Below are 24,577 nucleotides of genomic sequence, written 5' to 3'. Positions count from 1 at the left end.
GGCGTGGTGTCGAAAATCACTGAGTAAGTTGCGGTTTACCGCAACTGGTGGGCGGCACCTGCAACAGTGCCTTTGCACAGCAAAGGTCACGAGAGCAGAGCCGCAGCACCCGGTTGCTGCACTTCACAACACGTAAGGCGGATCTCGATCCGCCACGACATTGAAACAGAAAGGGCCGCGCATCACGCACGGCCCTTTTTCATGTCATTCTTGTCAATTTCCATCTGCTCTGCCGATCCAAAACACCCTGTTTCTCAGTTGGTGCCTAGCGGCTTTTGGATTCGATTTACGTCTCAGTGCCCGCAAACGCGATGTCAGAAAAAGCAACAAAGTTGCGTTCCATAGGGCTGTTTGTGGAATTTTCTTGATCACTGCTGCTGTCATTCTGCACCTGCAAACACGCGGCGAAAGTCGCTGAAATCCAAGGCTTCTCGCAGTGCTGCACTTGCGAACGTGCTCATACGGTATACGACGGTATCCCGCTAAGTCATTAAAATATATTGATTTTTTTCCGCGCTTGCGCACCCTTGGTTGTAACGGGAGGATTTTTGATGGATCAGATCAACACGGCTGCATGGGTTGGCAAAAGCACCTCTGACGTGGGCGGTATCGACATGTCGATGGCAGCCAAACTGCACGCCACGATTGGACGCTCGGACGAGGCGGCACCGCGTGGCGGTGCGCTTCTGCCGCCCTTGTGGCATTGGGCAGCCTTCCCGCCTATGGGCCACACCGATCACCTCGGGACCGACGGGCATCCTGCACCCGGGGCCCTCCTGCCGCCCCTTGGTCTGCCACGTCGCATGTGGGCTGGTGGGGCGCTCAGCTTTCACGCCCCGATCCGGGTCGGCGACACATTGCACCGCCACACGGCGGTCCGCTCGGTCGATACCAAAACAACCGCCGCCGGACCCATGGCGCTTGTCACACTGGATCACACGATCATCGGCCCCCAGGGCCTCGCCATCGAAGAACGGCAGGACATTGTTTACCTGCCCATGCCGGAGACTTTCACGCCCCCGAAAAAAAGCGCCATGCCCGCCGACACGAGCGAACAGGTGGACGCATCTGCGACCCTGCTGTTCCGCTACTCGGCTGTCACGTTCAACGCGCATCGCATTCACTACGATCTCGACTACGCCCAGCAGGTGGAAAAATATCCGAGCCTGGTTGTGCATGGGCCGCTGCAAGCCACGCTGCTCATGCGTCACGCGACGGAACAATCCGGCCAAACCCCGGTGTTTTTCGACTTCCGCGCCGTGCATCCGCTGTTTGCCGGAGCACCTGTCGATATTTGCACGACGACGGATGACGGCATCCTGTCGCTCTACACCGGGCAGAACGGACATCAGGGAATGCGCGCCACAGCCATGTTCGGAGGTACACAATGACCGTCCTGTCAGGAATGCGTGTCGTCGAACACGCCGCCTTTGTTGCAGTGCCGCTGGCCGGAATGACCTTGGCGCAAATGGGGGCAGAGGTGATCCGCGTTGATCGTCTGGGCGGCGGGCTGGATGCTGGCCGCTGGCCTCTCGCACCCTCAGGAGAAAGCCTCTTTTGGGCAGGGATGAACAAGGGTAAGAAGTCGGTCGCGGTCGACACGCGCCACCCGGATGGCAAGAAGCTCGTTCAGCAACTCGTCGCAGCACCCGGTCCGGACGCGGGGCTGTTCCTAACCAACCTGCCGGTCAATGGCTGGCTGGACCACGACACATTGTGCACCTTGCGCGAGGACATCGTTACGCTGACGCTCAAAGGTGACCGTCACGGGCGCCCACAGGTTGACTACACCGTCAATCCGGCCCTCGGCATCCCTCACATGACCGGACCCGAAGGCTCGCACGAGCCTGTCGCTCATGCCTTGCCAGCCTGGGATCTCATTGCGGGCAACATGTGTGTTTCGACGCTTCTGGCGGCAGAGCGGCACAGGCTGCGCACGGGCGAAGGGCAAAAGGTAGAGCTTGCGCTCAAGGATGTTGCCGCCGCCACGATGGGCCATCTCGGCATGTTGGGCGATGCGACACTCAATCCGACCGACCGGATCAAGGCGGGCAATGCGCTCTATGGTGCGTATGGACAGGATTTTGTGTGTGCAGACGGGCACCGCATCATGGTCATCGGCCTGACCCATCGCCAGTGGCGCGGCCTGGTCAAAGCCACAGGAACCGAAGAGGCCATGCTGGCCATGGAACGGCGCTACGGCATCTCGCTCGCGGACGAGGGCGAGCGCTGGCGGCGCCGGGCCGAGATCACGGACATCCTGCGCCCTTGGTTTGCGTCCCGTCGCGTGTCCGAGTTCCGCACGGAATTCGACGCAGCGGGCCTGACATGGTCTGAATTCCGCACAGTGCGCGAGGCATTGGCGGATGATCCGGACCTTGGCAGCGACAACCCGATGTTCGACGTCTTGCACCAGCCGGGGATCGGCACGTACCCGGTGCCCCGTCACCCAGCAAGCTTCGGCGCACATGACCGCGCCCCGGCACAGGCGGCTCCGACCCTTGGCGCAGATACCGAAGAGGTGCTGGGTGATGTGATGCGGCTGACGGACACCGAAATCGCGCATCTGTTCGATGCGGGTGTTGTACAATCTGACCGCTACAGCGCTACGCGCACGGCCGCCTGATTTCGCCCTTGCAAAGCTTACCTCTGCCGCGTAATTCAATCCGGCGCATAGGGGTATAGCTCAGCTGGTAGAGCGACGGTCTCCAAAACCGTAGGTCGCGGGTTCGAACCCTGCTGCCCCTGCCAAAAACTCACCAAAAATCAGTAAGTTGAAGTTTGCAGTGCACAACCCCACCTAGGAAGTTGTCATTGCACAAAGCTTACACAAAATTGGCTTAGACACGCATGGTGGTGAGTAACTATGGGAAAACACACAATTTTAGGCGGTAAAGTTCACATCTATCGCCGCGAGGGCAGCTCTAAATGGCAGTGCGCAAGCTTTCTGGCTGGACGAAACAGGCGCGCATCAACGAAGACAGACAGCCTGTCTCTTGCGAAGGACTTCGCTGAGGACTGGTATCTCACTCTCAGGGGTAAGCTGAGAGATGGCGAAATCCATGGAGAGAAGACATTCAAACATGCAGCCGAAAAGTTTATGGCTGAGTATGAGGCTTTGACAAACGGTGAGCGCAACCCGCGTTGGGTTCAAGACCACTATCGTAGAATACGGATGCATCTGGTTCCGTTTTTTGGCGAAATGGCGCTACCGTCTATCAACGGTGGCACCGTCCAAGACTATCGAATTTCACGCATCAACGTAGCGGAAGACCGCAAACCACCATCCCGAAGCACACTGCACCATGAGACAGTCACGCTCCGGCAAGTTCTCAAAACAGCAGTTAGGCAGGGCTGGATCACTCACGTCCCCGATGTGTCCGCGCCCTACAAAGCATCAGGAAAAATCGTTCACCGTGCTTGGTTCTCGCCCGACGAATACAAAAAGCTCTACGAAGCAACGCGCGCCAACATCAAGCAAGCCAAAGGAGAGCGGAACAAATACCTAGCAGAGCAGCTTCACGACAAGATCCTGTTCATGGCGAACACGGGTAGACGTTTCTAAGTTCCACGAGAAGCAGCGTCAGCTTCAGGCAGAGTACAACGAGGCCAAGGCACGCGGTGATCTTGCTGGAATGCTGGAAGCTGATGCCTTGCGCGCGACTAACATCCGCATGGGTTTAGAAGGTGTCGGAGCTTCTGAAGCAGAGATTGAAGCTGCAAAGAAGCAGGAAGATGCGGCCCAAAAGCGATATCTTGACCAGACGGCTATTGATGCGCGACGCGAAGCTGAAGCGCAGGGAATGAACAAGGAAGCGGTCGAGGATCACGTTCTGTCCAGCGTCGCGCAGGCAGATGCCCAGCTCGAAAAGCGGATGGAAGCCCTTGATTCCGAGCTAGGACTTTCCGAAGCAGTTGAAGCGCCAAAGTTTGAAGTTGCAGAGGTGGCTGAAAGCTCACCTCCATCTCCTACCCCGAAAGGTCAATCTGCTGAACCTGCTTTGCAGGTATAGATACCGCCGTCGCCCTACTTGGCCAGATACCGGAACGTCTGCGCTTCTACCTCGACTATGACTCCATCGCCCGCGACTTGAGCGTGGACTACACGGAAACCAGCGTAGCGGGTGAAAGAGTTGTCTATCGTTGCAGTTAGGAGGGGCTTGCGGCGCATGTGTCAACAAGACGCATTTGTGAACAACGGATGTATCCGACTGTACAGCGAGATTCAGTGCGGGTAGCGTCCAAGTGAGTTTGAAAACAGGTGCAAAGAAGGTCGAAAGTTACACAGTTTTTTACACAGCACACAGTTTCACGCTAAATTATCGTGTAAAAACAGTATGTAATGACGCGTCTAAACGGCCTCCAAGACCGTAGGTCGCGGGTTCGAACCCTGCTGCCCCTGCCAAAAACTCATCATACACGCCGTGCGAAACATCGGACCGCTTTTGACAGGGTATTTTGTGCATACTCGCGTGCTTCAACGTAGGGTTTGCTTAAGTCGGGCTGTCCTCGCATGTTCGCATTCTCGAATCCTCAGTGACGCAGAAGCAGGACGCTCTCGATCTGTCGTGAAACCTGCGACACGTCCTCTGCCGACAATCACGGCGGACGCGACTTGAACACGTACGCGCCACCTCCCAATTTTCAAATGAGATGAGGAGGGCGGAACCCTCGGCTCATTTTGTGGGTCAACAGACGGGCGAGGAGACGAGAATGGGGCGTGAAATCACGCTGTTCAGCAGTGAAGAACCCAAGACACGCAGCGATGTGGCCGACTTCCTGCGTAACTTGGCAGACCGCATTGATGCCGCTCAGGTTGTTCTTCGACAAGGTCAGGATGAGATCGTCCTGAGCCTGCCGGAACGTATCGTTCTGGAGTTGAAAGTCGAAGATGAGGAAAAGCGCAGCAAGGGCATCCAGCACAGCCTGGAGATCGAGTTGAAATGGTATGATGGAGATACCTCAACAGGATCCGTTGAGTTGGGCTAGACCGGCGAGCGCACTCAAGATCAGCACCTCGTGGTTCGGGACATGGTAGCTCGACCAGCGGACTGGTTTCCAAGTAGGCGCCGCGGCCATTTCGGAGCCATCCGCATTGGCCTGAACAGGCTGTTCGGGGTCTTTGTCCTGCAAGCGTAAGGCAATCAAGCGGGCAGCATGGATGGGGTTCGCTCTGCCGTGTAGGCCCGCATTAGCGACAGCAAGCCTGCTTCAGTGATTCACTGAAATGCGACCTCCATGTGGCCCGGTCCGGGTGGTGTTACGCAACCCGGCGCCGCCACAGAAACAATCCCGGCGCGTAGCTAATCATTGAACCTCCATTAAAGACAGTGCCATGTTTTCGCCATATCTCTGACACTGCTCTCCCTTATTCCGGCCCTAGCTTCGCCTCATCCGCACAACGCGAGCCGTATCAACGCCCGATCTGCCCGGGCCGGTAATGACGGCCCCAATTGGTGATGGGGCAAGGAAGCTGCCAGATGACTTACACACTGATCCCCGGTCAATCTCACACCGCAAGTGAGGAAGAGACGATGTCGATGATCCGCTCGGTACTGACCGAGGGCGGCGACACCGCACCCGAAAAGGTGGCTGAAGCACCGATGCAAAAGCAGCAAGTGCAGGCCTTTGTCGAGCGGACCACCGAAGCGGCCCCGCGTCGCCGTGCAGACGACCTGCCCGAGCTTGCCGCAGTCGAAGAAGAGGCACGCCCTCGTAAAAAGCGATCGCCCCGCGGTCTCCCGAGGCTGCTGCGACCGGTAAGCGCACTTATCCAGCGCGTCCGGACCTTTCAGCCGACGACCCGCCACATCGGTCTTGCGCTTATGGCCCTGCTGTTCGTCGTGCGCCCGCACTGGTTCGTGATCGGGGCCGTGCTCGCCCTGATGCTTGTTGTGGGCACGTTTCTGACGCTGGGTGCCGACCGGGTGTGGCATGGTATTCTCGCCTGGCTCGACCGCATCGAAGCGCGCAACCCCGCACGCGCGGCGGAACTTCGCGGCAAACTGGACACCTTCGCCTATCGTTGGGACAGCGTGCTCGATATCTTCCCGGATGGCATGGTCGACAGCCTCTACATGCCCGACTTCCAGTCCATGCAGCAGGCTGACATCGAACATCAGCAGGTGGTCAGCGACCGGCTGGACCGGATGGCGCAGGAAAGCTGACCACAATCCCCGACACGTGAACAGGGCGGGTGCAATCCCGCCTTGAATTCATCCCGGCCTGCCGTTAAATGCGGTCCATCCGTAGCAAAGGACATGCTCCATGGCCACCACAAACCCACTTCAGTTCATCCAGCAGGTCCGCTCGGAAGTGTCCAAGGTGGTGTGGCCAACCCGGCGCGAGGTGTTCCTGACCACCGTGATGGTGTTCATCCTGTCAGCGCTGACGGCCGTCTTCTTTGCACTGGTCGACATCATCATCCGCTGGGGGCTTGAGACGGTCCTGACCACCTTCGGCTGACGATCCGCAGGGGCGGCGGCCCCTTGCACTTTGAAATGGTGCAGAGTATTTCACAAACCTGATCTGACACAGGCGCGCGGCGATTCGAGCCCCGCGCCACTTTTTATTCCGGGCAGCGGTTCACGCAGACCGCGCCCAGACGAACCAAACGGGCGAGGGGCCGGAAAAGACATGGCAAAACGGTGGTATTCGGTCAGCGTTCTTTCCAACTTCGAAAAGAAGATCGCCGAGCAAATTCGCACCTCGGTCGAGGAGAACGGGCTTGAGGACCAGATTGACGAAGTGCTGGTCCCCACCGAAGAGGTGATCGAAGTCCGCCGCGGCAAGAAGGTCACGACCGAACGCCGCTTCATGCCCGGCTACGTGCTGGTGCACATGGAAATGTCCGACCAGGGCTATCACCTGATCAACTCGATCAACCGCGTCACCGGCTTTCTGGGCCCTCAGGGTCGCCCCATGCCCATGCGCGACGCCGAAGTGAACCAGATCCTGAACCGCGTCCAGGAAGGTGAAGAAGCGCCCAAGCTGATGATCAGCTTCGAGGTCGGCGAAAAGGTCAAGGTCAACGACGGCCCGTTCGAGGATTTCGACGGCATGGTCGAGGAAGTGGACGAAGACAACCAGCGACTCAAGGTCACGGTATCCATCTTCGGCCGCGAAACACCGGTCGAACTGGAATACACGCAAGTCACAAAACAGATCTGACCCTGGTCAGTTTGCTTACGAAGAAGGCGCGCTTCGGTGCGCCCTTTTCGTTGCGAAACCTCGACCAAGGTTGCCGACCTGTCCGTACGCTTACCACCCCAAGAGAACTGGTTGAGGGCCGGGCCCGCGGATGAAACTGTCGATTACAGTTGATGGCATAATGATCGCTCATTGGCCTCGGCCATCGCAAATGCAGTGCTAGGAACGACCAGTGTTGCCGGGCACAGAACATCCCGCTGATTTCAAACGTTATAAAATACTTGCCTCGGCACGCAGGGCCAAACTGTTCAAAACAGCATCTGCAATTCCCAGTCCGAGTTTTCGGGATACATCCTGTGCAAGATGAATACCGTCAGAGCCATCAGTCATCAGATGGGAACCATCGAAATACGCACAGTCATGTTCATGGGCAAAGGCTTGCAACAAGCTTGGCAGGCGTTTGGCTTGCGCCTCAATTTGCAAGGTTACTTTTGCAAAGGGGTAGGGGCTGTTCGGGACAATGCGTGGCAAGGGCGGAGTGACGATCATAATGTTCGGAACCGGCATGCCAGGCTCTGCCGCAGGCGCGTGGGCCATGCGAGTAAGTTGTTGCAAGCCAAACACAACATGTTCAGCCGTGGGGTTCGGGACAGAGAACAGATCATTTGTCCCCAACATGATGATCACAAGATCAAGCGGGGCGTGCTGCTCCAGGAGCATCGGAAGGGTTTCGACCCCGTTCCGGTAAGGTCGCCCCGGAAAGTCGTAAGCTGTTGTGCGCCCGTTAAGTCCCGCCTCCAGCACCTCAGCTGAGAGTTGGTCCCGCAGTACGATGGGCCATCGCCAATCGGCCGCATGTCTATTTCTGGTTCCGGGGACAACACCCCACGTCAACGAGTCACCAAAGCACAAAATACGACGCACGCTCATCCTCTCCTTACGTTTTCCAGCTTCCACGCAAACACCTCGGTCGACTGGTGTCCGCATGATGGAAGAAAACGACCTTGATAAAAACGGAATTTTGTCTTGCCCAACGCACTTTCTTGAAGCCGCCCAATGCGGGTATGTCTCTCGCTATCGTTTGACAGAAAAGCGTTCTCGAAAAAGGGTGCGTTGTATGCGCTGACCTTGGAACCGGCCCCGCCAACGCGCACCGTCGTAGCGGTCGTTACGACTTGAGTGCGCGAACCGGCGGAAATCGACCGATGCGACTCTGGGTTGTTGAGTGCTCCCAAGCTGACTGCTATCCCCAAAACTGGAAACCCTAATTCAGGACGTGTCAATTATGATCACATGGCAGACCCTAAAGCTTCGCGCATCAGGCGCGGTAGCCCGTTAAAGCGGTCTGACAGGTTTCCAATCTGAAGGCCGCCCCGTGAGCGGCCTTTTTTTGTGTTTTCCCTCATGCGGCGGCTTTCCATTTTCAATGGAGAGAACAATGCCAACCTTGTCCCTTTACATTCCCCTCAGCCGGTCGCGTGGTGTTGTGCTGCGGCTTGCGGCCATCTTGGCACCGCGCCCCGATACAGCGCGTTCGGTTCCGCGCGGGCACGTCGATTTGCCCGCCTATCTGAAAAAGGACGTGGGCCTGCCTATTGAGGTTGAACGCCCCCTGCCGCCTCACGTCCGGTTGCTATTTTGACCGACGTTTAGGACAGCGTGTCGGGGTGCCATTTTCAGAAACAGCACCCCGCCTATCTCGGGTGGGCACGCCGATGCTCACCCGAAGCCCGCGAATGACCACCGGTTGCGGAGGGGCGTTTGGTGCCTTCGTGACAGCATCCGTCCGAAGTGCCGCATCCGGTACAATGGCGATGCTGGTTATGCGGCGCATCCCACGCCTCAAGCAAATCGCCAACTTATCCACAGAAACATCCCCAAGACCTGTTGACGAATGCGGCGGATTATCGCCTACTGGTTGACACAAGCACACCATGTAGATGTGCACGCATAAGCCGAGCAGCGTATCTGGGGGATATTCTATGGCACTGAAGTATTTGAGGGACAGCCTCCCATGGCTGGTTCCGTCTGCAGCAATTGTATTTGCAGCGTCCGGTTTTCTTGAGCTGGGGGGCAAGGAAGAAACAGCAAAAACGCAGCCCGTGGTCGCTACCGCGCCGCAACCTGCACCCGTTGCGCCCCAGGCTGCACCGGCACAGGTCGCCAACGCTGTCGCACCCGTGGATCAAGAGGTCGTGGCCCGCCAGATTTCGCCAGAGACATCCCTGACAGCCGTCGCCCCCGTCGCGCCCCAAGCACAACCTGTGGCTGCCGCAGCGCCAGTGCAAAAGCCGGTCGAGACACTTGCGCCGCAGCGCACCGCGTCGCTGGCCACAGCGCCCGTCGCACCGTTCTTTGACACCAACACGTTCGGGGCAGGGGCGCAGCAGCAGTGCATCGACGATCTGCGCACCATGGCCGATCAGGCCCGCGTCTATTTTCCCAGCGGTGGTCTGACTGCTGACTCCAGCGGAATCGAGCAGGGGCGCCTTTTGGGTCTGATCGCCCAGAACTGCCAAGGCGTGCAGATCCGGGTGGAGGGGCACTCGGACCCGTCCGGTGATCCAGCCGCCAACCTGCGTCTCAGCAAGGCCCGCGCCGAAGAGGTCATCAAGCGCATCGGCGCCTCTGGCATCGACACCAGCATGTTCTTTGCCCAAGGCATGGGTGACCGTCAGCCCTCCGGCATCGTCGGCCCTGAACCCGCATCCTACTATGACCGCCGCGTTGAGTTTTCCCTTGTGGAAGAGGTGACGCGCGTGGCCGTCCGGGTGCCTGCGGCCGCGCCCAAGCCCTGGGCCAACGCGACCTGCGTGACAGCCCTACAGCGCGCCGTCGACAGCACCACACTGTTCTATGCGCCGCGGTCGGTGTCTCTCGGGTCCGGCGATATCGATACGGCGATGACCCTCGCGACCATGGCGATGGAATGCCCGCACGCCCGTCTGCGTGTGATCGGCCATCACGCCGGTGACGTTGGTTCGGGCGAGGGCGTCTCGACCGGTCTCCTGCGCGCCAAGGCTTTGATGGCCATGCTGGTGGGCAGAGGAGTAAATGCTGAAGAAATCATTATCGCAGCGCCCTCTCGTCCCCTGAACGAGGCTGGCCTGCCCGGCAGCCGCGTCCGCTTCGACGTGATCCTCGAAGAAGGCTGACATGTGTCCCCGCGGGGACAAACCCTCTTGTGTTTTTGGCAGGAGCGCTGTAACCGGCGCTCCTGTTGCTTTTGCAGCATTCCCCGTGGGAGGCGAGGGTCTCGCGAGATCCAGACCACGACCACGTCAACATAGGCCAAGGGGCGCGTCCCGAGGCTGTTTGAAAAGGAGATTGGCACATGGCCAAGAAACTTGCCGGCACCATGAAATTGCAGGTGCCCGCCGGGCAAGCAAACCCATCCCCGCCGGTTGGTCCGGCCCTGGGTCAGCGCGGCATCAACATCATGGAATTCTGCAAGGCGTTCAACGCCAAGACCGCAGACATGGAGCCCGGTGCGCCGTGCCCGACCGTGATCACCTACTACCAGGACAAATCCTTCGCCATGGATATCAAGACGCCGCCTGCGTCTTACTATCTGAAGAAGGCGGCCAAGGTGAAATCCGGCGCCAACAACCCCTCGCGTGAAACGGTTGGTACGGTGACGGCCGCGCAGGTGCGCGAGATTGCCGAAGCGAAGATGAAGGATCTGAACGCCAACGACATCGACGGCGCGATGCAGATCATCCTGGGCTCCGCCCGCTCCATGGGCATCGAGGTGAAGTAAGATGGCAAAGCTTGGAAAACGCACAAAAGCGGCCCGCGAAGCCTTCGCCGGCAAAGAAAACCTGAGCGTCGAAGACGCGGTGAGCCTGATCAAGGCGAACGCTTCGGCCAAGTTCGACGAGACGGTTGAGATCTCGATGAACCTGGGCGTCGACCCCCGCCACGCGGACCAGATGGTGCGCGGCGTGGTTGGCCTGCCCAACGGCACCGGCAAGGACGTGCGCGTCGCTGTGTTTGCCCGCGGCCCGAAGGCTGAGGAAGCGCAAGCGGCGGGTGCGGACATCGTGGGCGCTGAGGACCTGATGGAAACCGTCCAGGGCGGCACCATCGAGTTCGACCGCTGCATCGCCACCCCTGACATGATGCCCATCGTGGGCCGTCTGGGTAAGGTGCTGGGCCCCCGCAACCTGATGCCGAACCCCAAGGTCGGCACCGTGACCATGGACGTCGCCGACGCCGTGAAAGCGGCCAAGGGCGGTGAGGTTCAGTTCAAGGCGGAGAAGGCCGGTGTGGTCCACGCGGGCGTGGGCAAGGCATCGTTCGACGAGGCCAAGCTGGTCGAAAATATCCGCGCTTTTGTGGGTGCCGTGGCCAAGGCCAAGCCCGCGGGCGCGAAAGGCACCTATATGAAAAAGGTGTCGCTGAGCTCGACCATGGGTCCGGGCGTGAGCGTCGATGTGGAGAACGCCGTCACCGAATAATCGGGGACGATTTTGAGATTGAAAGGGCGCGTGCCGAGGGGTGCGCGCCTTTTTTCGTGTCCCACGCTGGGACGTTGCGTGACCTTTGCAAGATCAATGGGTTACGAGGGCGGTTTTACCTTTTGGTAATATGTGCGGCCCAAATCCTGCCACGCTTTGCCGCTATGCCATCGCCAAGAAAGCGAGGGCATATGAAGGCACCATTGGGCATTTTGGCAGTGTTGATTGCGGGCGTGACCCTGAGCGGTCTGTCCCAGGCAGAGGCCGAAGAAGACGTGCGCACCCCCATCGAGATTGCGGTCCAGCATTGTGCGGCGGAATGGTCCGCACTTGTTGCCGTGAAACCGGACGCTTGGATGACCATCAATCCGATCACCGGAGACCGCGACATTGATCCGGCCCATAACGAAGCGTTTCACAAATACACTGCCGCGGCGATCGCGCTTGCCGATTATACTGGTGCCTTTGTTGGCCTGCCGACTGCGGTGGCACGGGACCCGGGTGCGCTGGACGTGGCGCGGGCCAAGTATGCGCTGTCGCAGTGCCTGATGCCCAACGTGTATGACCGCCGCGTACTGATGGCCTTTTCGCGGGTCGCAGATCCGTCTTTTCCCGAGGAAGACTGGTACCGGGTGATGTTTGAATACTTTGATAAGTTCACATGCATGCGCTTTCCTGAGGCAAGCGAACAGATGTTCGCGCTTGACCCGAGGAGCGCGCGGTTTGGCGAAGAGCATACGGCGATCGTGCACGCGGTGATGACGCCGTGTGAGTAGGGGGCGGGCAAGGTGCCCACCTTTTGCATGTGGCATGGTGGGCAGAATGCCCACCCTACGGTGTATGGGCGCGCGGTGAGACGGACATCGCCGGACCGGGGGATGGCGATCTTGGGGGCCATGCGGCGCGCTTTATGGTCGTGGGGTCATCGGACTGCTGCGCGGGGTGCAGGTGGAGATGTATCGCCAGCCCGTGGGGCTGGTCTGGCGATGTCCGGCGCCTTCGGCTTGATTCCGGAATAGACGAGAAGCGACCGCAATGAAATAAGTGAACAAGAATTCTGAAACTAGTGCGATGCTACGTTCAATGAATACTGGATGGGAGCATCTGGGAACGAAGCACTTCTGTACCATTGGTGACATCCAAGTGTATCGCTACTATATGTAGGGGTATGGAGCAAAGTGAAGTCGATACAGAAAATGCGATGACAATTCCGCCGAAAAGGCGATTGTTCGGTTGGTTTGAAGAAACTATTCCTGTCCGCGGATTGAAGCTTAGTCTATCCGACGTTAAGGCTGTGTATGAAGAGTTGAGCGCCATTAACCGCAAATTCGGTGAAGACGTGATTTCTACGCTCCAGCGCGATCCTGAAATGAGTGATGATGAATGGGCGAAGCAAAAAAGATTTTTGCTTGAGGATGCGTTCTGTTTGACGATTTCAATACGTGGTGAACGGGATCAGCAGTTCTACGGTGAGGACGCTGAAGTGTTCACTAGTGATAAACTTCCCAGTCAAATTCGGACAATATTTTTCACAAACGTGACTGCTTGGCGTCGCCATTCGAATGGTACTGATCCTGAAAATCGAATGGAGATTTTCTTGGATTTCAGCAAGCCTGCGTTGTTTGATCCCAACCCTTTCGTATCTGATCCAACACCAAACGACAGTAACGTCACTGTACGCGCGCAAGACATGACTTACTTTCGAGCTGTTCAGAGAGTGGTTGATACGAAGCTTCTTAACAGGAAAACGTGGTATGCAGTAATCCATCGTTCGTTTGCGTATGATGTAGGCATGTGGACGATAGCGCTTCCAGCGGGCCTTATACTTGCTAGCTTTTACATGGATCAATGGCTGCCGGTAGATGGCGATTTCTCAGCCTATCGTTGGGCGTTTTTCATTTACGCTCTCGGGATGGTGGTTTTGGGCTACCGCTTTCTAACTGGGTATGCGAAGTGGGCGTTTCCAGTAAACGTATTGGCCGAAAACAAGGACAAAGCACTGCGACACCGTATTGCTTTGGCAGGAATATTTGCGTGGCTAACATACAAGGCTACGGATGCTATTTACGCGGCGCTGCCTTTCGTCCCGTGAACGCGACTTTTGAGTTTGAAACAGAACGTAGTAAAATAAATTCTGCAAGAAGATTGGGTTTTTGAAGCTTCGCGAGAATATACGTTTGCTATAAAAAACTCATAGCGACAAGCCGCAGTGTGTAATTCTGGTGTGGTATTGTGATCACGGTTTTAGTGGGCGGCATTAAAACCCAACCCCCCTTCACAACGCCCCCCAAACCCTCTACTCCCCACCCAGAGGGTGTCCGATTGATTCGAACCCCCTCGCTTTCGTCCGAGACGGTGGGTGAGCCTTGGCTCATAAATCCTGCCCGAGGCGGGAACAGACCTTACTTCTCCAGATGCTCCGTCGAGCCTCTGGCGGTCTTGGACCCGTGCATTTCGAGGACCAAACCGCCGGAGTGATCCGGTGCAAACTGAGCCGGGGGGTTCGCCTCCCATAAACTGGAGAAAACTGTGGATAGAGCCCAGAAAGAGAAAGTGGTCGAGGAACTCGGCCAGATCTTTGAAAGCTCTGGCGTCGTTGTGGTTGCCCACTACGCCGGTCTGACAGTTGCCGAAATGCAGGATCTGCGCGCGAAAGCGCGTGAAGCAGATGCTGCGGTTCGTGTTGCCAAAAACAGGCTCGCCAAGATCGCCCTTCAGGACAAGCCCTGCGAAAGCATTGCCGACTACCTGACGGGCATGACCGTTCTGACCTATTCCGAAGACCCCGTGGCAGCCGCCAAGGTGTCGGAGGACTTTGCCAAGGGCAACGACAAGTTCGTTATCCTTGGTGGTGCGATGGGTGAGAATGCGTTGGACCGGGCCGGTGTGACGGCTGTGTCGAAGATGCCTTCGCGCGAGGAGCTTATCGCTTCCATCGTGGGCTGCATCGGCGCACCTGCATCGAACATCGCCGGGGCCATTGGCGCACCTGCAAGCAACATCGCCTCCATCCTCTCGACCATCGAGGAAAAGGCGGCCTGAGGCATTGTCTGATTGGCGTGCGGTAAACGCTGCACGTTGGAACACATGTAAACGGAAAGAGCTGATACAATGGCTGATCTGAAAGCACTCGCAGAAAGCATCGTGGGTCTGACCCTGCTGGAAGCACAAGAACTGAAAACCATCCTCAAGGACGAGTACGGCATCGAGCCCGCCGCTGGCGGCGCAGTGATGATGGCTGGCCCTGCAGGCGACGCCGGTGGCGCTGCTGAGGAAGAGAAGTCGGAATTCGACGTTGTCCTGAAAAACGCAGGCGCCTCCAAGATCAACGTGATCAAGGAAGTGCGCGGCATCACCGGTCTGGGCCTGAAAGAAGCCAAGGACCTGGTCGAAGCTGGTGGCAAGATCAAGGAAGGCGTCGACAAAGCCGAAGCCGAAGAGATCAAGGGCAAGCTGGAAGCAGCTGGCGCCGAGGTCGAGCTGGCCTAAGCCTTGCGATTTCGCAATTCAGGGGGCGTTCCGGAGACGGGGCGCCCTTTTGCTTTGGGGCCGGGATTTGACAAAAGCGGGTGTTTGGCGCAGGCTGTCCCTTGTGCTTTCTCCGATACCGTCCTAAATGAACCTCTCCGCTGGGAGCGATGATTCGCGCCCGGCTTTTTGCGTCTTGTATCTATGGGGGTCAGCCGAACACACACTTCATGTTCCGATCTTTCGCAAAAAGCCGCTGGGTTCGAACCGCTGCGGCGGCTTTTTAGGAAAGATTGTGATCGGGCGCGCATCTTGGGCGGGTGCGCAGGGATAGATCACCTTTTCGATCTTTGAGGCTCGCGCCGGGAATGCCCCTTCCGTTGCGCGACCAGAACAAAGATGGAGTGCGAGAACCGCATGGCACAAACGTTCCTTGGTCAGAAACGTCTACGTAAATACTACGGCAAGATCCGCGAAGTGCTGGACATGCCGAACCTCATTGAGGTGCAGAAATCCTCCTACGACCTGTTCCTGAACTCCGGTGATGAGCCGACGCCGATGGACGGCGAGGGCATCATGGGTGTGTTCCAGTCGGTGTTCCCGATCAAGGACTTTAACGAGACGTCCGTTCTGGAATACGTCAAGTACGAGCTGGAAAAGCCGAAATACGACGTGGAAGAGTGCCAGCAGCGCGACATGACCTACAGCGCGCCGCTGAAGGTCACCCTGCGTCTGATCGTGTTTGATGTCGATGAGGACACCGGTGCCAAGTCCGTCAAGGACATCAAGGAACAGGACGTGTTCATGGGCGATATGCCTCTGATGACACCTAACGGTACCTTTATCGTAAACGGCACCGAGCGCGTGATCGTGTCCCAGATGCACCGCTCGCCCGGTGTGTTCTTTGACCACGACAAGGGCAAGACGCATTCCTCGGGCAAGTTGCTGTTTGCCTGCCGGATCATTCCGTACCGCGGTTCGTGGCTGGACTTCGAGTTCGACGCCAAGGACATCGTGTTCGCCCGCATCGACCGTCGCCGCAAGCTGCCGGTGACCACGCTGCTGTATTCCCTGGGTCTCGACCAGGAAGACATCATGGATGCGTATTACGATACGGTTCAGTACAAGCTGGAGAAGAACAAGGGCTGGGTTACACCGTTCTTCCCTGACCGTGTGCGCGGCACCCGTCCGACGTACGATCTGGTCGATGCCAAGACCGGCGAAGTGATTGCCGAAGCGGGCAAGAAAGTCACGCCGCGCGCGGTCAAGAAGCTGATCGACGAAGGCACGGTCACCGACCTGCTGGTGCCTTACGAGAACATCGTCGGCAAGTTTGTCGCCAAGGATATCATCAACGAAGAAAACGGCGCCATCTATGTCGAGGCCGGTGATGAACTGACCCTGGAATACGACAAGGACGGCGATCTGATCGGCGGCACCGTGAAGGAGCTGATCGACGCGGGCATCACCGATATTCCGGTGCTCGACATCGACAACGTCAATGTCGGTCCGTACATCCGCAACACGCTGGCGCAAGACAAGAACATGAACCGCGAAACCGCGCTCATGGACATCTACCGCGTGATGCGTCCGGGCGAGCCGCCCACCGTGGATGCGGCAAGCGCCCTGTTTGACACGCTGTTCTTTGACAGCGAGCGCTATGACCTGTCGGCTGTTGGTCGCGTGAAGATGAACATGCGTCTGGCACTGGATGCCGAAGACACGCAGCGCACCCTGCGCAAAGAGGACATCGTGGCCTGCATCAAGGCGCTGGTGGAGTTGCGTGACGGCAAGGGTGATGTCGACGACATCGACCACCTAGGCAACCGTCGTGTCCGTTCCGTTGGCGAGCTGATGGAGAACCAGTACCGCGTGGGTCTGTTGCGCATGGAGCGTGCGATCAAGGAGCGGATGAGCTCCGTTGAGATCGACACGGTGATGCCGCAGGACCTGATCAACGCGAAGCCTGCTGCGGCTGCCGTGCGCGAGTTCTTTGGCTCGTCCCAGCTGTCGCAGTTCATGGACCAAACCAACCCGCTGTCCGAAGTGACGCACAAGCGTCGTCTGTCGGCGCTTGGGCCGGGCGGTCTGACCCGTGAGCGCGCAGGCTTTGAGGTGCGCGACGTGCACCCGACGCACTATGGTCGGATGTGTCCGATTGAGACGCCGGAAGGGCCGAACATCGGTCTGATCAACAGCCTCGCGACCTTTGCCCGCGTGAACAAGTACGGCTTTATTGAAACGCCTTACCGCGTGGTGAACGAAGGTCAGGTGACCGACGAAGTCCACTACATGTCCGCGACCGAGGAAATGCGTCACACCGTGGCGCAGGCCAACGCGATGCTGGACGAGGACGGCAAGTTCCGCAACGAGATGGTGAACACCCGTAAATCCGGGGACTACACCCTGTCGCCGGTGGATCAGGTGGACCTGATCGACGTGTCGCCCAAGCAGTTGGTGTCTGTTGCCGCCTCGCTGATCCCGTTCCTTGAGAATGACGACGCGAACCGGGCGCTTATGGGCTCGAACATGCAACGTCAGGCGGTGCCGCTTCTGCAAGCCGAGGCGCCGCTGGTCGGCACCGGGATTGAAGAGGTTGTGGCGCGCGACTCTGGTGCGGCCATCATGGCGAAACGTGCCGGTATCATTGACCAGGTGGACGCCACCCGTATCGTGATCCGTGCGACCCATGACCTTGAGCTGGGCGATGCCGGTGTGGACATCTACCGCATGCGCAAGTTCCAGCGGTCGAACCAGAACACCTGCATCAACCAGCGTCCGCTGGTGAAGGTGGGTGACACGGTTCAGAAGGGTGAGGTCATTGCCGATGGTCCGTCCACCGATATGGGTGAACTGGCGCTGGGTAAGAACGTGGTCGTCGCGTTCATGCCGTGGAACGGCTACAACTACGAGGACTCGATCCTGATCTCCGAGCGCGTGTCGCGTGATGACGTCTTTACCTCGATCCACATCGAGGAGTTTGAAGTCGCCGCCCGTGACACCAAGCTGGGTCCGGAAGAGATCACCCGCGACATCCCGAACGTCGGTGAGGAAGCGCTGCGCAACCTCGACGAAGCGGGCATTGTGTATATCGGTGCGGACGTGGAGCCGGGCGACATTCTGGTGGGCAAGATCACCCCGAAGGGCGAAAGCCCGATGACGCCGGAAGAGAAGCTGCTGCGCGCCATCTTTGGTGAGAAAGCGTCGGACGTGCGTGACACCTCGTTGCGTGTGAAGCCGGGTGACTTTGGCACCGTCGTGGAAGTGCGTGTGTTCAACCGCCATGGTGTGGAGAAGGACGAACGTGCCCTGCAGATCGAGCGTGAGGAAGTTGAACGCCTTGCCCGTGACCGCGACGACGAGCTGACCATTCTGGACCGCAACATCTATGCCCGTCTGGGCGACATGCTGTTGGGCAAAGAAATCGCCAAGGGGCCGAAAGGTGTCAAGGCGGGGTCGAACGTGGACGCCGACCTGCTGGAAGCGTTCCCGCGTTCCGCGTGGTGGCAGATTGCCCTGAAAGACGAGCAATCGGCACAGGTGGTCGAGGCCCTGAACGAGCAGTACGAGGCGCAGAAACGTGCCCTGGATGCCCGTTTCGAGGACAAGGTCGAGAAGGTCCGCCGTGGTGACGATCTGCCCCCGGGCGTGATGAAGATGGTCAAGGTGTTCGTGGCGGTGAAGCGCAAGCTGCAACCGGGCGACAAGATGGCTGGTCGTCACGGCAACAAGGGTGTGATTTCGAAAGTGGTGCCGATGGAGGACATGCCGTTCCTCGCCGACGGGACCCCGGTTGATTTCTGTCTGAACCCGCTGGGCGTGCCGTCGCGTATGAACGTGGGGCAAATCCTTGAAACCCACATGGGCTGGGCCGCGCGCGGTCTGGGTCTGCAGATCGACGACGCGATGCAGGAGTATCGCCGGTCGGGTGATCTGACCCCGGTGCGTGAGGCGCTCAAGATCGCTTATGGCGACGACGTCTATGATGAGGGCTTCACCGGGATGGATGAAGAGCACCTGATCGAGGCGGCGGGCAACGTGACCCGCGGTGTGCCGATCGCCACGCCGGTGTTTGACGGCGCCAAGGAAGGTGATGTGAACGACGCGCTGGTGCGTGCTGGGTTCAGCGAGTCCGGTCAGTCGATCTTGTTTGATGGGCGGACTGGTGAGCAGTTCTCGCGTCCGGTGACGGTGGGCATCAAGTACCTGCTGAAGCTGCACCACCTTGTGGACGACAAGATCCACGCCCGTTCGACCGGTCCGTACAGCCTCGTCACGCAGCAGCCGCTGGGTGGTAAGGCGCAGTTCGGTGGTCAGCGCTTTGGTGAGATGGAGGTCTGGGCCCTGGAAGCCTACGGCGCCGCCTACACCCTGCAAGAGATGCTGACGGTGAAGTCGGACGACGTGGCGGGCCGGACCAAGGTCTATGAGAGCATCGTCAAGGGCGAGGACAATTTCGAAGCCGGCGTGCCGGAATCGTTCAACGTTCTGGTCAAAGAGGTCCGCGGTCTGGGCCTCAACATGGAACTCCTGGATGCGGAGGAAGAAGAGTAGCGGTGCGCCTAAAGGCACACCCTACGTAGGGTGCGCATTTACTGCGCACCTTCTCCCCCGCACCCTCTGATTTGTGAGGAAAAAGAATGAACCAGGAACTGACAAACAACCCGTTCAACCCGCTGACGCCGCCCAAGGTCTTTGATGAGATCAAGGTGAGCCTGGCGTCGCCCGAACGCATCCTCTCGTGGTCGTTTGGCGAGATCAAGAAGCCCGAGACCATCAACTACCGGACGTTCAAGCCCGAGCGTGACGGCCTGTTCTGTGCGCGTATCTTTGGCCCGATCAAGGATTACGAATGCCTGTGCGGCAAGTACAAGCGCATGAAGTATCGCGGCGTTGTCTGCGAGAAATGCGGTGTGGAAGTCACGCTGCAAAAGGTCCGCCGCGAGCGGATGGGCCATATCGAACTGGCGGCCCCCGTGGCCCACATCTGGTTCCTGAAATCGCTGCCCTCCCGCATCGGTCTGATGCTGGACATGACGCTGCGTGATCTGGAACGCGTTCTGTATTTCGAAAACTACGTGGTGACCGAGCCGGGTCTGACCGATCTGTCCTATGGCCAGATGCTGTCGGAAGAAGAGTACATGGACGCGCAGGATGCGTTTGGCATGGACGCCTTCACCGCCAATATCGGTGCCGAAGCCATCCGCGAGATGCTGAGCCAGATCGACCTGGAAGCCGAGGCCGAGAACCTGCGTGCCGATCTGAAAGAGGCGACAGGTGAGCTGAAGCCCAAGAAGATCATCAAGCGTCTGAAAGTGGTGGAGAGCTTCCTCGAATCCGGCAACCGCCCCGAGTGGATGGTTCTGACCGTGATCCCGGTGATCCCGCCGGAACTGCGCCCGCTGGTGCCGCTGGATGGTGGCCGTTTCGCGACATCCGACCTGAACGACCTGTACCGCCGGGTGATCAACCGGAACAACCGTCTGAAGCGTCTGATCGAACTGCGCGCGCCCGACATCATCGTCCGCAACGAAAAGCGGATGCTGCAGGAATCCGTCGACGCTCTGTTCGACAACGGCCGTCGTGGCCGCGTGATCACGGGTGCCAACAAGCGCCCGCTGAAATCGCTGTCGGACATGCTGAAAGGTAAGCAGGGTCGCTTCCGTCAGAACCTTCTTGGTAAGCGCGTGGACTTCTCGGGCCGTTCGGTCATCGTGACCGGGCCGGAGTTGAAGCTGCACCAATGTGGTCTGCCGAAGAAGATGGCGCTCGAACTGTTCAAGCCGTTCATCTACTCGCGGCTTGAAGCCAAAGGTCTGTCCTCGACCGTCAAGCAAGCCAAGAAGCTGGTGGAGAAGGAACGTCCCGAGGTTTGGGACATTCTGGATGAGGTCATCCGCGAACACCCTGTCATGCTGAACCGTGCGCCGACGCTGCACCGTCTGGGCATTCAGGCGTTTGAGCCTGTGCTGATCGAAGGTAAAGCGATCCAGCTGCACCCGCTGGTCTGTTCGGCCTTCAACGCCGACTTTGACGGCGACCAGATGGCTGTGCACGTACCGCTTTCGCTGGAAGCCCAGTTGGAAGCGCGCGTGCTGATGATGTCCACGAACAACGTGCTGTCGCCTGCGAACGGCGCGCCGATCATCGTTCCGTCGCAGGACATGATCCTGGGCCTGTACTACACCACGCTGGAACGCGCGGGTATGAAGGGCGAAGGCATGGTCTTTGGCTCGATCGAGGAAGTGCAACACGCCCTCGATTCCGGTGAAGTGCACCTGCACGCCAAAGTTACTGCGCGGATCCCGCAGATCGACGCGACCGGCCAAGAGGTCATGATGCGCTTTGAAACCACGCCGGGCCGTGTCCGGTTGGGCGCGCTTCTGCCGCTGAACAACAAAGCGCCGTTTGAGCTGGTCAACCGTCTGTTGCGGAAGAAGGAAGTGCAGCAGGTCATCGACACCGTCTACCGGTATTGCGGTCAGAAAGAGTCGGTTATCTTCTGCGACCAGATCATGTCCATGGGCTTTAAGGAAGCGTTCAAGGCGGGCATCTCGTTCGGCAAGGACGACATGCTGATCCCCGACACCAAGTGGACCATCGTCGACGACACCCGCGAGCAGGTGAAGGACTTTGAACAGCAGTACATGGACGGCCTGATCACTCAGGGCGAGAAGTACAACAAGGTCGTCGATGCCTGGTCGAAGTGTAACGACAAGGTCACCGACGCCATGATGGGGTCGATCTCGGCTGAACGTACGGACGAGGCGGGCGCCGAAATGGAGCCGAACTCGGTCTACATGATGGCGCACTCCGGTGCCCGTGGCTCGGTCACGCAGATGAAGCAGCTGGGCGGGATGCGCGGCCTGATGGCGAAGCCGAATGGCGACATCATCGAGACGCCGATCATCTCGAACTTCAAGGAAGGTCTGACCGTTCTTGAATACTTCAACTCGACCCACGGCGCGCGGAAAGGTCTGTCTGACACCGCTCTGAAAACGGCGAACTCGGGCTATCTGACCCGTCGTCTGGTGGACGTGGCGCAGGACTGCATTGTGCGCGACATCGACTGCGGCACCGAAAACGCCATCACTGCCGAAGCGGCCGTGAATGACGGTGAGGTGGTTGCATCGCTGGCCGAACGTGTGCTGGGCCGTGTGGCTGCTGACGACGTTCTGAAGCCGGGCACTGACGAGGTGATCGTGGCCGCTGGTACGTTGATCGACGAGCGCATGTCCGACACCATCGAAGAGATGGGTGTTCAGTCCATGCGCATCCGCTCGCCCCTGACCTGCGAAAGCGAAGAGGGTGTGTGTACCATGTGTTACGGTCGTGACTTGGCCCGCGGCACCATGGTCAACACGGGCGAGGCTGTCGGCATCATCGCGGCGCAGTCCATCGGTGAACCTGGTACCCAGCTGACGATGCGGACCTTCCACATCGGTGGGGTTGCTCAAGGTGGTCAACAGTCGTTCCTGGAAGCAAGCCAGGAAGGCAAGATCGTCTTTGAGAACCCGCAGACGCTGACCAACGCAGCCGGTCAGGTTCTGGTCATGGGCCGGAACATGAAGATGGCCATCGTGGACGAGAACGGCGACGAGCGCGCCAGCCACAAGCTGGGCTACGGTACGGCATTGTTCGTGACCGATGGTCAGGATGTGAAGCGCGGCGACAAGCTGTTCGAATGGGACCCCTACACGCTGCCGATCATCGCGGAGAAGGCGGGTACGGCGAAGTATGTCGACCTTGTCAGCGGCTTGGCCGTGCGCGACGAGACCGACGATGCCACTGGTATGACACAGAAAATCGTGATCGATTGGCGTGCCGCACCCAAGGGCAACGAGCTGAAGCCGGAGATCATTCTGGTGGGCGAAGATGGCGAGCCGGTCCGCAATGACGCGGGCAACCCGGTGACCTATCCGATGTCCGTGGATGCGGTTCTGTCGGTCGAGGATGGCCAGACCGTGGAAGCCGGTGACGTTGTCGCCCGGATCCCGCGCGAGGGCGCCAAGACCAAGGACATCACCGGTGGTCTGCCCCGTGTGGCCGAGTTGTTCGAAGCCCGTCGTCCCAAGGATCACGCGATCATCGCGGAGATCGATGGTTACGTAAGGTTCGGAAAAGACTACAAAAACAAGCGCCGCATTGCGATTGAGCCCAGCGACGAGACCATGGAAAAGGTCGAGTACATGGTGCCCAAGGGCAAGCACATTCCGGTGGCCGAAGGCGACTTCATCCAGAAGGGTGATTATATCATGGACGGCAACCCAGCCCCCCATGACATCCTTGCCATCATGGGTGTGGAGGCCTTGGCCGACTACATGATCAACGAGGTGCAGGAGGTTTACCGACTGCAAGGCGTGAAGATCAACGACAAGCACATCGAGGTCATCGTGCGTCAGATGCTCCAGAAGTGGGAGATTGAGGACTCGGGCGACACCACGCTGCTGAAAGGCGAGCATGTGGACAAGCAGGAGTTCGACGCGGCCAATGAGAAGGCGCTGTCGAAAGGTGGTCGTCCGGCGCAGGGTGGTCCAATTCTGCTTGGGATTACAAAGGCTTCGCTGCAGACCCGGTCGTTTATCTCGGCTGCGTCCTTCCAGGAAACCACCCGCGTGCTCACTGAGGCGTCGGTACAGGGCAAGAAGGACAAGCTGGTTGGTCTAAAAGAGAACGTGATTGTGGGTCGCCTGATCCCTGCCGGGACCGGCGGTGCGACACAGGCTGTGCGCAAGATTGCATCGGATCGCGACAACGTGGTTATCGAAGCGCGTCGGGAAGAGGCCGAAGCGGCCGCGGCCCTGGCGGCTCCGACCGCCGACGATGTGGTGGGTGGTGACGTGTTCGACACGGTCATCGACCATTCGGAAGACAGCCGCGACTGATCCCGATCTTTCGGTTTAAGATTTAGAACCCCCGCCCGAAAGGGTGGGGGTTTTTGCATTTGCGGGGATGTGGGTTAATGGGGCGTGCGGTGGTTAATGGGTGGTAAATTTCCGGGAAACTGCGAGGTTTTGGGGGCGAAACTGCGTGTTTTGCTGTGTCATCAAACGGGTGGTTTTGGGGCTCTGACGTAAACTGCACATTTTGCCTGTGAAACTGCGTGTTTTGAGGCGCAGGTCGTTGTTTAGACCACGTTTACTTTTGGCCTGCGTTAACGCTTTGGCGCGGAGAATAACTTTTGGGTAAGGATCGCGGTGCAGTGCCCGGCGGATCCGTTTCCGAACGTGGGACCGGTGGTGTTACTGATATGGCGGGCGTTGGTTCAGTGCGCTGACCGGGCCGGCCTCAACGCCCAAAATAGCCACGTGTCAAATACGGTTATCAGCCAAGCGCCTATTTCATGCAATAGGTTGAAAAGAAACGTAATTTACTCTGTTGACGACTTGGCAGTCGCAAGATCTCGCCGCGTTCCAGGCTTCGGATCGCAGAGCTTCGCCTGCGTATAGTACTTCTATTGCTCAAGAATTTCTCAAAACTAAAATTATGAGACGTCTGGT

19 protein-coding genes and 1 tRNA gene are annotated in these 24,577 nt (G+C 58.6%); 19 read left to right on the top strand and 1 reads right to left on the bottom strand.

The features are described 5' to 3' along the window. Positions 1–551 precede the first annotated feature (551 nt). From RA29_RS21055 to nusG, 9 genes are all read left to right on the top strand, one after another. Positions 552–1,391 carry a MaoC family dehydratase N-terminal domain-containing protein gene (locus RA29_RS21055; RefSeq protein WP_039689793.1) on the top strand — a complete coding sequence of 280 codons (840 nt, stop codon included), beginning with the start codon at positions 552–554 and terminating at the stop codon, positions 1,389–1,391. After that, positions 1,388–2,626, top strand: coding sequence for a CoA transferase (locus RA29_RS21050; protein WP_039689791.1), 1,239 nt, complete (start codon positions 1,388–1,390; stop codon positions 2,624–2,626). The genes RA29_RS21055 and RA29_RS21050 overlap by 4 nt, the downstream gene beginning before the upstream one ends. Before the next feature lie 49 nt (positions 2,627–2,675). After that, positions 2,676–2,751, top strand: a tRNA-Trp gene (locus RA29_RS21045). A 115-nt stretch (positions 2,752–2,866) separates the two neighbouring features. Next, a complete protein-coding gene (locus RA29_RS21040) occupies positions 2,867–3,565 on the top strand; it encodes a hypothetical protein (protein ID WP_039689814.1) in 699 nt (232 codons plus the stop codon). A gap of 70 nt (positions 3,566–3,635) precedes the next feature. After that, the gene (locus tag RA29_RS21035; protein ID WP_039689789.1) at positions 3,636–4,013 is read left to right on the top strand and encodes a hypothetical protein; all 378 of its coding nucleotides are present in this window, start codon (positions 3,636–3,638) and stop codon (positions 4,011–4,013) included. A gap of 700 nt (positions 4,014–4,713) precedes the next feature. Further along, positions 4,714–4,989, top strand: coding sequence for an amphi-Trp domain-containing protein (locus RA29_RS21030; protein ID WP_039689787.1), 276 nt, complete (start codon positions 4,714–4,716; stop codon positions 4,987–4,989). 491 nt (positions 4,990–5,480) lie between these two features. After that, a complete protein-coding gene (locus tag RA29_RS21025) occupies positions 5,481–6,167 on the top strand; it encodes a hypothetical protein (RefSeq protein ID WP_039689785.1) in 687 nt (228 codons plus the stop codon). Positions 6,168–6,267: 100 nt separating this feature from the next. Next, positions 6,268–6,465 carry a preprotein translocase subunit SecE gene (secE, locus tag RA29_RS21020; RefSeq protein ID WP_039689783.1) on the top strand — a complete coding sequence of 66 codons (198 nt, stop codon included), beginning with the start codon at positions 6,268–6,270 and terminating at the stop codon, positions 6,463–6,465. Positions 6,466–6,636: 171 nt separating this feature from the next. Further along, positions 6,637–7,170, top strand: a complete 534-nt coding sequence (gene nusG, locus RA29_RS21015; protein WP_039689781.1) for a transcription termination/antitermination protein NusG — start codon at positions 6,637–6,639, stop codon at positions 7,168–7,170. A gap of 249 nt (positions 7,171–7,419) precedes the next feature. Here the strand turns inward: nusG and RA29_RS22670 are convergent, their stop codons facing one another. After that, positions 7,420–8,079: a GDSL-type esterase/lipase family protein gene (locus tag RA29_RS22670; protein ID WP_241462685.1), complete on the bottom strand. Its 660-nt coding sequence runs from the start codon at positions 8,077–8,079 to the stop codon at positions 7,420–7,422. Positions 8,080–8,587: 508 nt separating this feature from the next. On the opposite strand from RA29_RS22670, the gene RA29_RS21005 reads away from it, so the two are divergent. The 10 genes from RA29_RS21005 (at position 8,588) to rpoC (ending at position 23,962) form a co-directional block, all read left to right on the top strand. Then, positions 8,588–8,791 carry a hypothetical protein gene (locus tag RA29_RS21005; RefSeq protein WP_039689779.1) on the top strand — a complete coding sequence of 68 codons (204 nt, stop codon included), beginning with the start codon at positions 8,588–8,590 and terminating at the stop codon, positions 8,789–8,791. Positions 8,792–9,131: 340 nt separating this feature from the next. Continuing rightward, positions 9,132–10,304, top strand: coding sequence for an OmpA family protein (locus RA29_RS22210; protein WP_052249859.1), 1,173 nt, complete (start codon positions 9,132–9,134; stop codon positions 10,302–10,304). Positions 10,305–10,483: 179 nt separating this feature from the next. Then, positions 10,484–10,909: a 50S ribosomal protein L11 gene (rplK, locus tag RA29_RS20995; protein ID WP_039689777.1), complete on the top strand. Its 426-nt coding sequence runs from the start codon at positions 10,484–10,486 to the stop codon at positions 10,907–10,909. A gap of 1 nt (position 10,910) precedes the next feature. Then, a complete protein-coding gene (gene rplA / locus RA29_RS20990; protein ID WP_039689775.1) occupies positions 10,911–11,609 on the top strand; it encodes a 50S ribosomal protein L1 in 699 nt (232 codons plus the stop codon). A gap of 191 nt (positions 11,610–11,800) precedes the next feature. Next, positions 11,801–12,385, top strand: coding sequence for a hypothetical protein (locus tag RA29_RS20985; RefSeq protein WP_039689773.1), 585 nt, complete (start codon positions 11,801–11,803; stop codon positions 12,383–12,385). A 392-nt stretch (positions 12,386–12,777) separates the two neighbouring features. Next, complete coding sequence (locus tag RA29_RS20980; RefSeq protein WP_039689771.1) at positions 12,778–13,701, top strand: hypothetical protein; 924 nt, start codon at positions 12,778–12,780, stop codon at positions 13,699–13,701. 437 nt (positions 13,702–14,138) lie between these two features. Beyond that, a complete protein-coding gene (gene rplJ / locus RA29_RS20975) occupies positions 14,139–14,651 on the top strand; it encodes a 50S ribosomal protein L10 (RefSeq protein WP_039689769.1) in 513 nt (170 codons plus the stop codon). A gap of 69 nt (positions 14,652–14,720) precedes the next feature. Next, entirely contained in the window at positions 14,721–15,098 is a 378-nt protein-coding gene (gene rplL / locus RA29_RS20970; RefSeq protein WP_039689767.1) for a 50S ribosomal protein L7/L12, read from the top strand. Between the two features lie 396 nt (positions 15,099–15,494). Beyond that, on the top strand, positions 15,495–19,631 hold the full coding sequence (gene rpoB, locus RA29_RS20965; protein WP_039689808.1) for a DNA-directed RNA polymerase subunit beta: 4,137 nt from the start codon (positions 15,495–15,497) through the stop codon (positions 19,629–19,631). A gap of 86 nt (positions 19,632–19,717) precedes the next feature. Then, positions 19,718–23,962, top strand: a complete 4,245-nt coding sequence (gene rpoC, locus RA29_RS20960; RefSeq protein WP_039689765.1) for a DNA-directed RNA polymerase subunit beta' — start codon at positions 19,718–19,720, stop codon at positions 23,960–23,962. Positions 23,963–24,577 lie beyond the last annotated feature (615 nt).

The sequence above is a fragment of the Tateyamaria sp. ANG-S1 genome (assembly GCF_000814025.1).
Taxonomy (GTDB): Bacteria; Pseudomonadota; Alphaproteobacteria; order Rhodobacterales; family Rhodobacteraceae; genus Tateyamaria.
This window is presented reverse-complemented; position numbering and strand designations above follow the sequence as displayed.

Excerpts from the sequence above, each read along its gene's own strand:
- nusG (WP_039689781.1), top strand. The coding sequence starts at position 6,637 with ATGGCAAAACGGTGGTATTCGGTCAGCGTTCTTTCCAACTTCGAAAAG.
- rplL (WP_039689767.1), top strand. The coding sequence starts at position 14,721 with ATGGCTGATCTGAAAGCACTCGCAGAAAGCATCGTGGGTCTGACCCTG.
- RA29_RS22210 (WP_052249859.1), top strand. The coding sequence starts at position 9,132 with ATGGCACTGAAGTATTTGAGGGACAGCCTCCCATGGCTGGTTCCGTCT.
- RA29_RS21050 (WP_039689791.1), top strand. The coding sequence starts at position 1,388 with ATGACCGTCCTGTCAGGAATGCGTGTCGTCGAACACGCCGCCTTTGTT.
- RA29_RS21035 (WP_039689789.1), top strand. The coding sequence starts at position 3,636 with ATGCTGGAAGCTGATGCCTTGCGCGCGACTAACATCCGCATGGGTTTA.
- rplK (WP_039689777.1), top strand. The coding sequence starts at position 10,484 with ATGGCCAAGAAACTTGCCGGCACCATGAAATTGCAGGTGCCCGCCGGG.
- rpoB (WP_039689808.1), top strand. The coding sequence starts at position 15,495 with ATGGCACAAACGTTCCTTGGTCAGAAACGTCTACGTAAATACTACGGC.
- RA29_RS21025 (WP_039689785.1), top strand. The coding sequence starts at position 5,481 with ATGACTTACACACTGATCCCCGGTCAATCTCACACCGCAAGTGAGGAA.
- RA29_RS21030 (WP_039689787.1), top strand. The coding sequence starts at position 4,714 with ATGGGGCGTGAAATCACGCTGTTCAGCAGTGAAGAACCCAAGACACGC.
- RA29_RS22670 (WP_241462685.1), bottom strand. The coding sequence starts at position 8,079 with ATGAGCGTGCGTCGTATTTTGTGCTTTGGTGACTCGTTGACGTGGGGT.
- rpoC (WP_039689765.1), top strand. The coding sequence starts at position 19,718 with ATGAACCAGGAACTGACAAACAACCCGTTCAACCCGCTGACGCCGCCC.
- RA29_RS20985 (WP_039689773.1), top strand. The coding sequence starts at position 11,801 with ATGAAGGCACCATTGGGCATTTTGGCAGTGTTGATTGCGGGCGTGACC.
- rplA (WP_039689775.1), top strand. The coding sequence starts at position 10,911 with ATGGCAAAGCTTGGAAAACGCACAAAAGCGGCCCGCGAAGCCTTCGCC.
- RA29_RS21040 (WP_039689814.1), top strand. The coding sequence starts at position 2,867 with ATGGGAAAACACACAATTTTAGGCGGTAAAGTTCACATCTATCGCCGC.
- RA29_RS21055 (WP_039689793.1), top strand. The coding sequence starts at position 552 with ATGGATCAGATCAACACGGCTGCATGGGTTGGCAAAAGCACCTCTGAC.
- RA29_RS20980 (WP_039689771.1), top strand. The coding sequence starts at position 12,778 with ATGGAGCAAAGTGAAGTCGATACAGAAAATGCGATGACAATTCCGCCG.
- secE (WP_039689783.1), top strand. The coding sequence starts at position 6,268 with ATGGCCACCACAAACCCACTTCAGTTCATCCAGCAGGTCCGCTCGGAA.
- RA29_RS21005 (WP_039689779.1), top strand. The coding sequence starts at position 8,588 with ATGCCAACCTTGTCCCTTTACATTCCCCTCAGCCGGTCGCGTGGTGTT.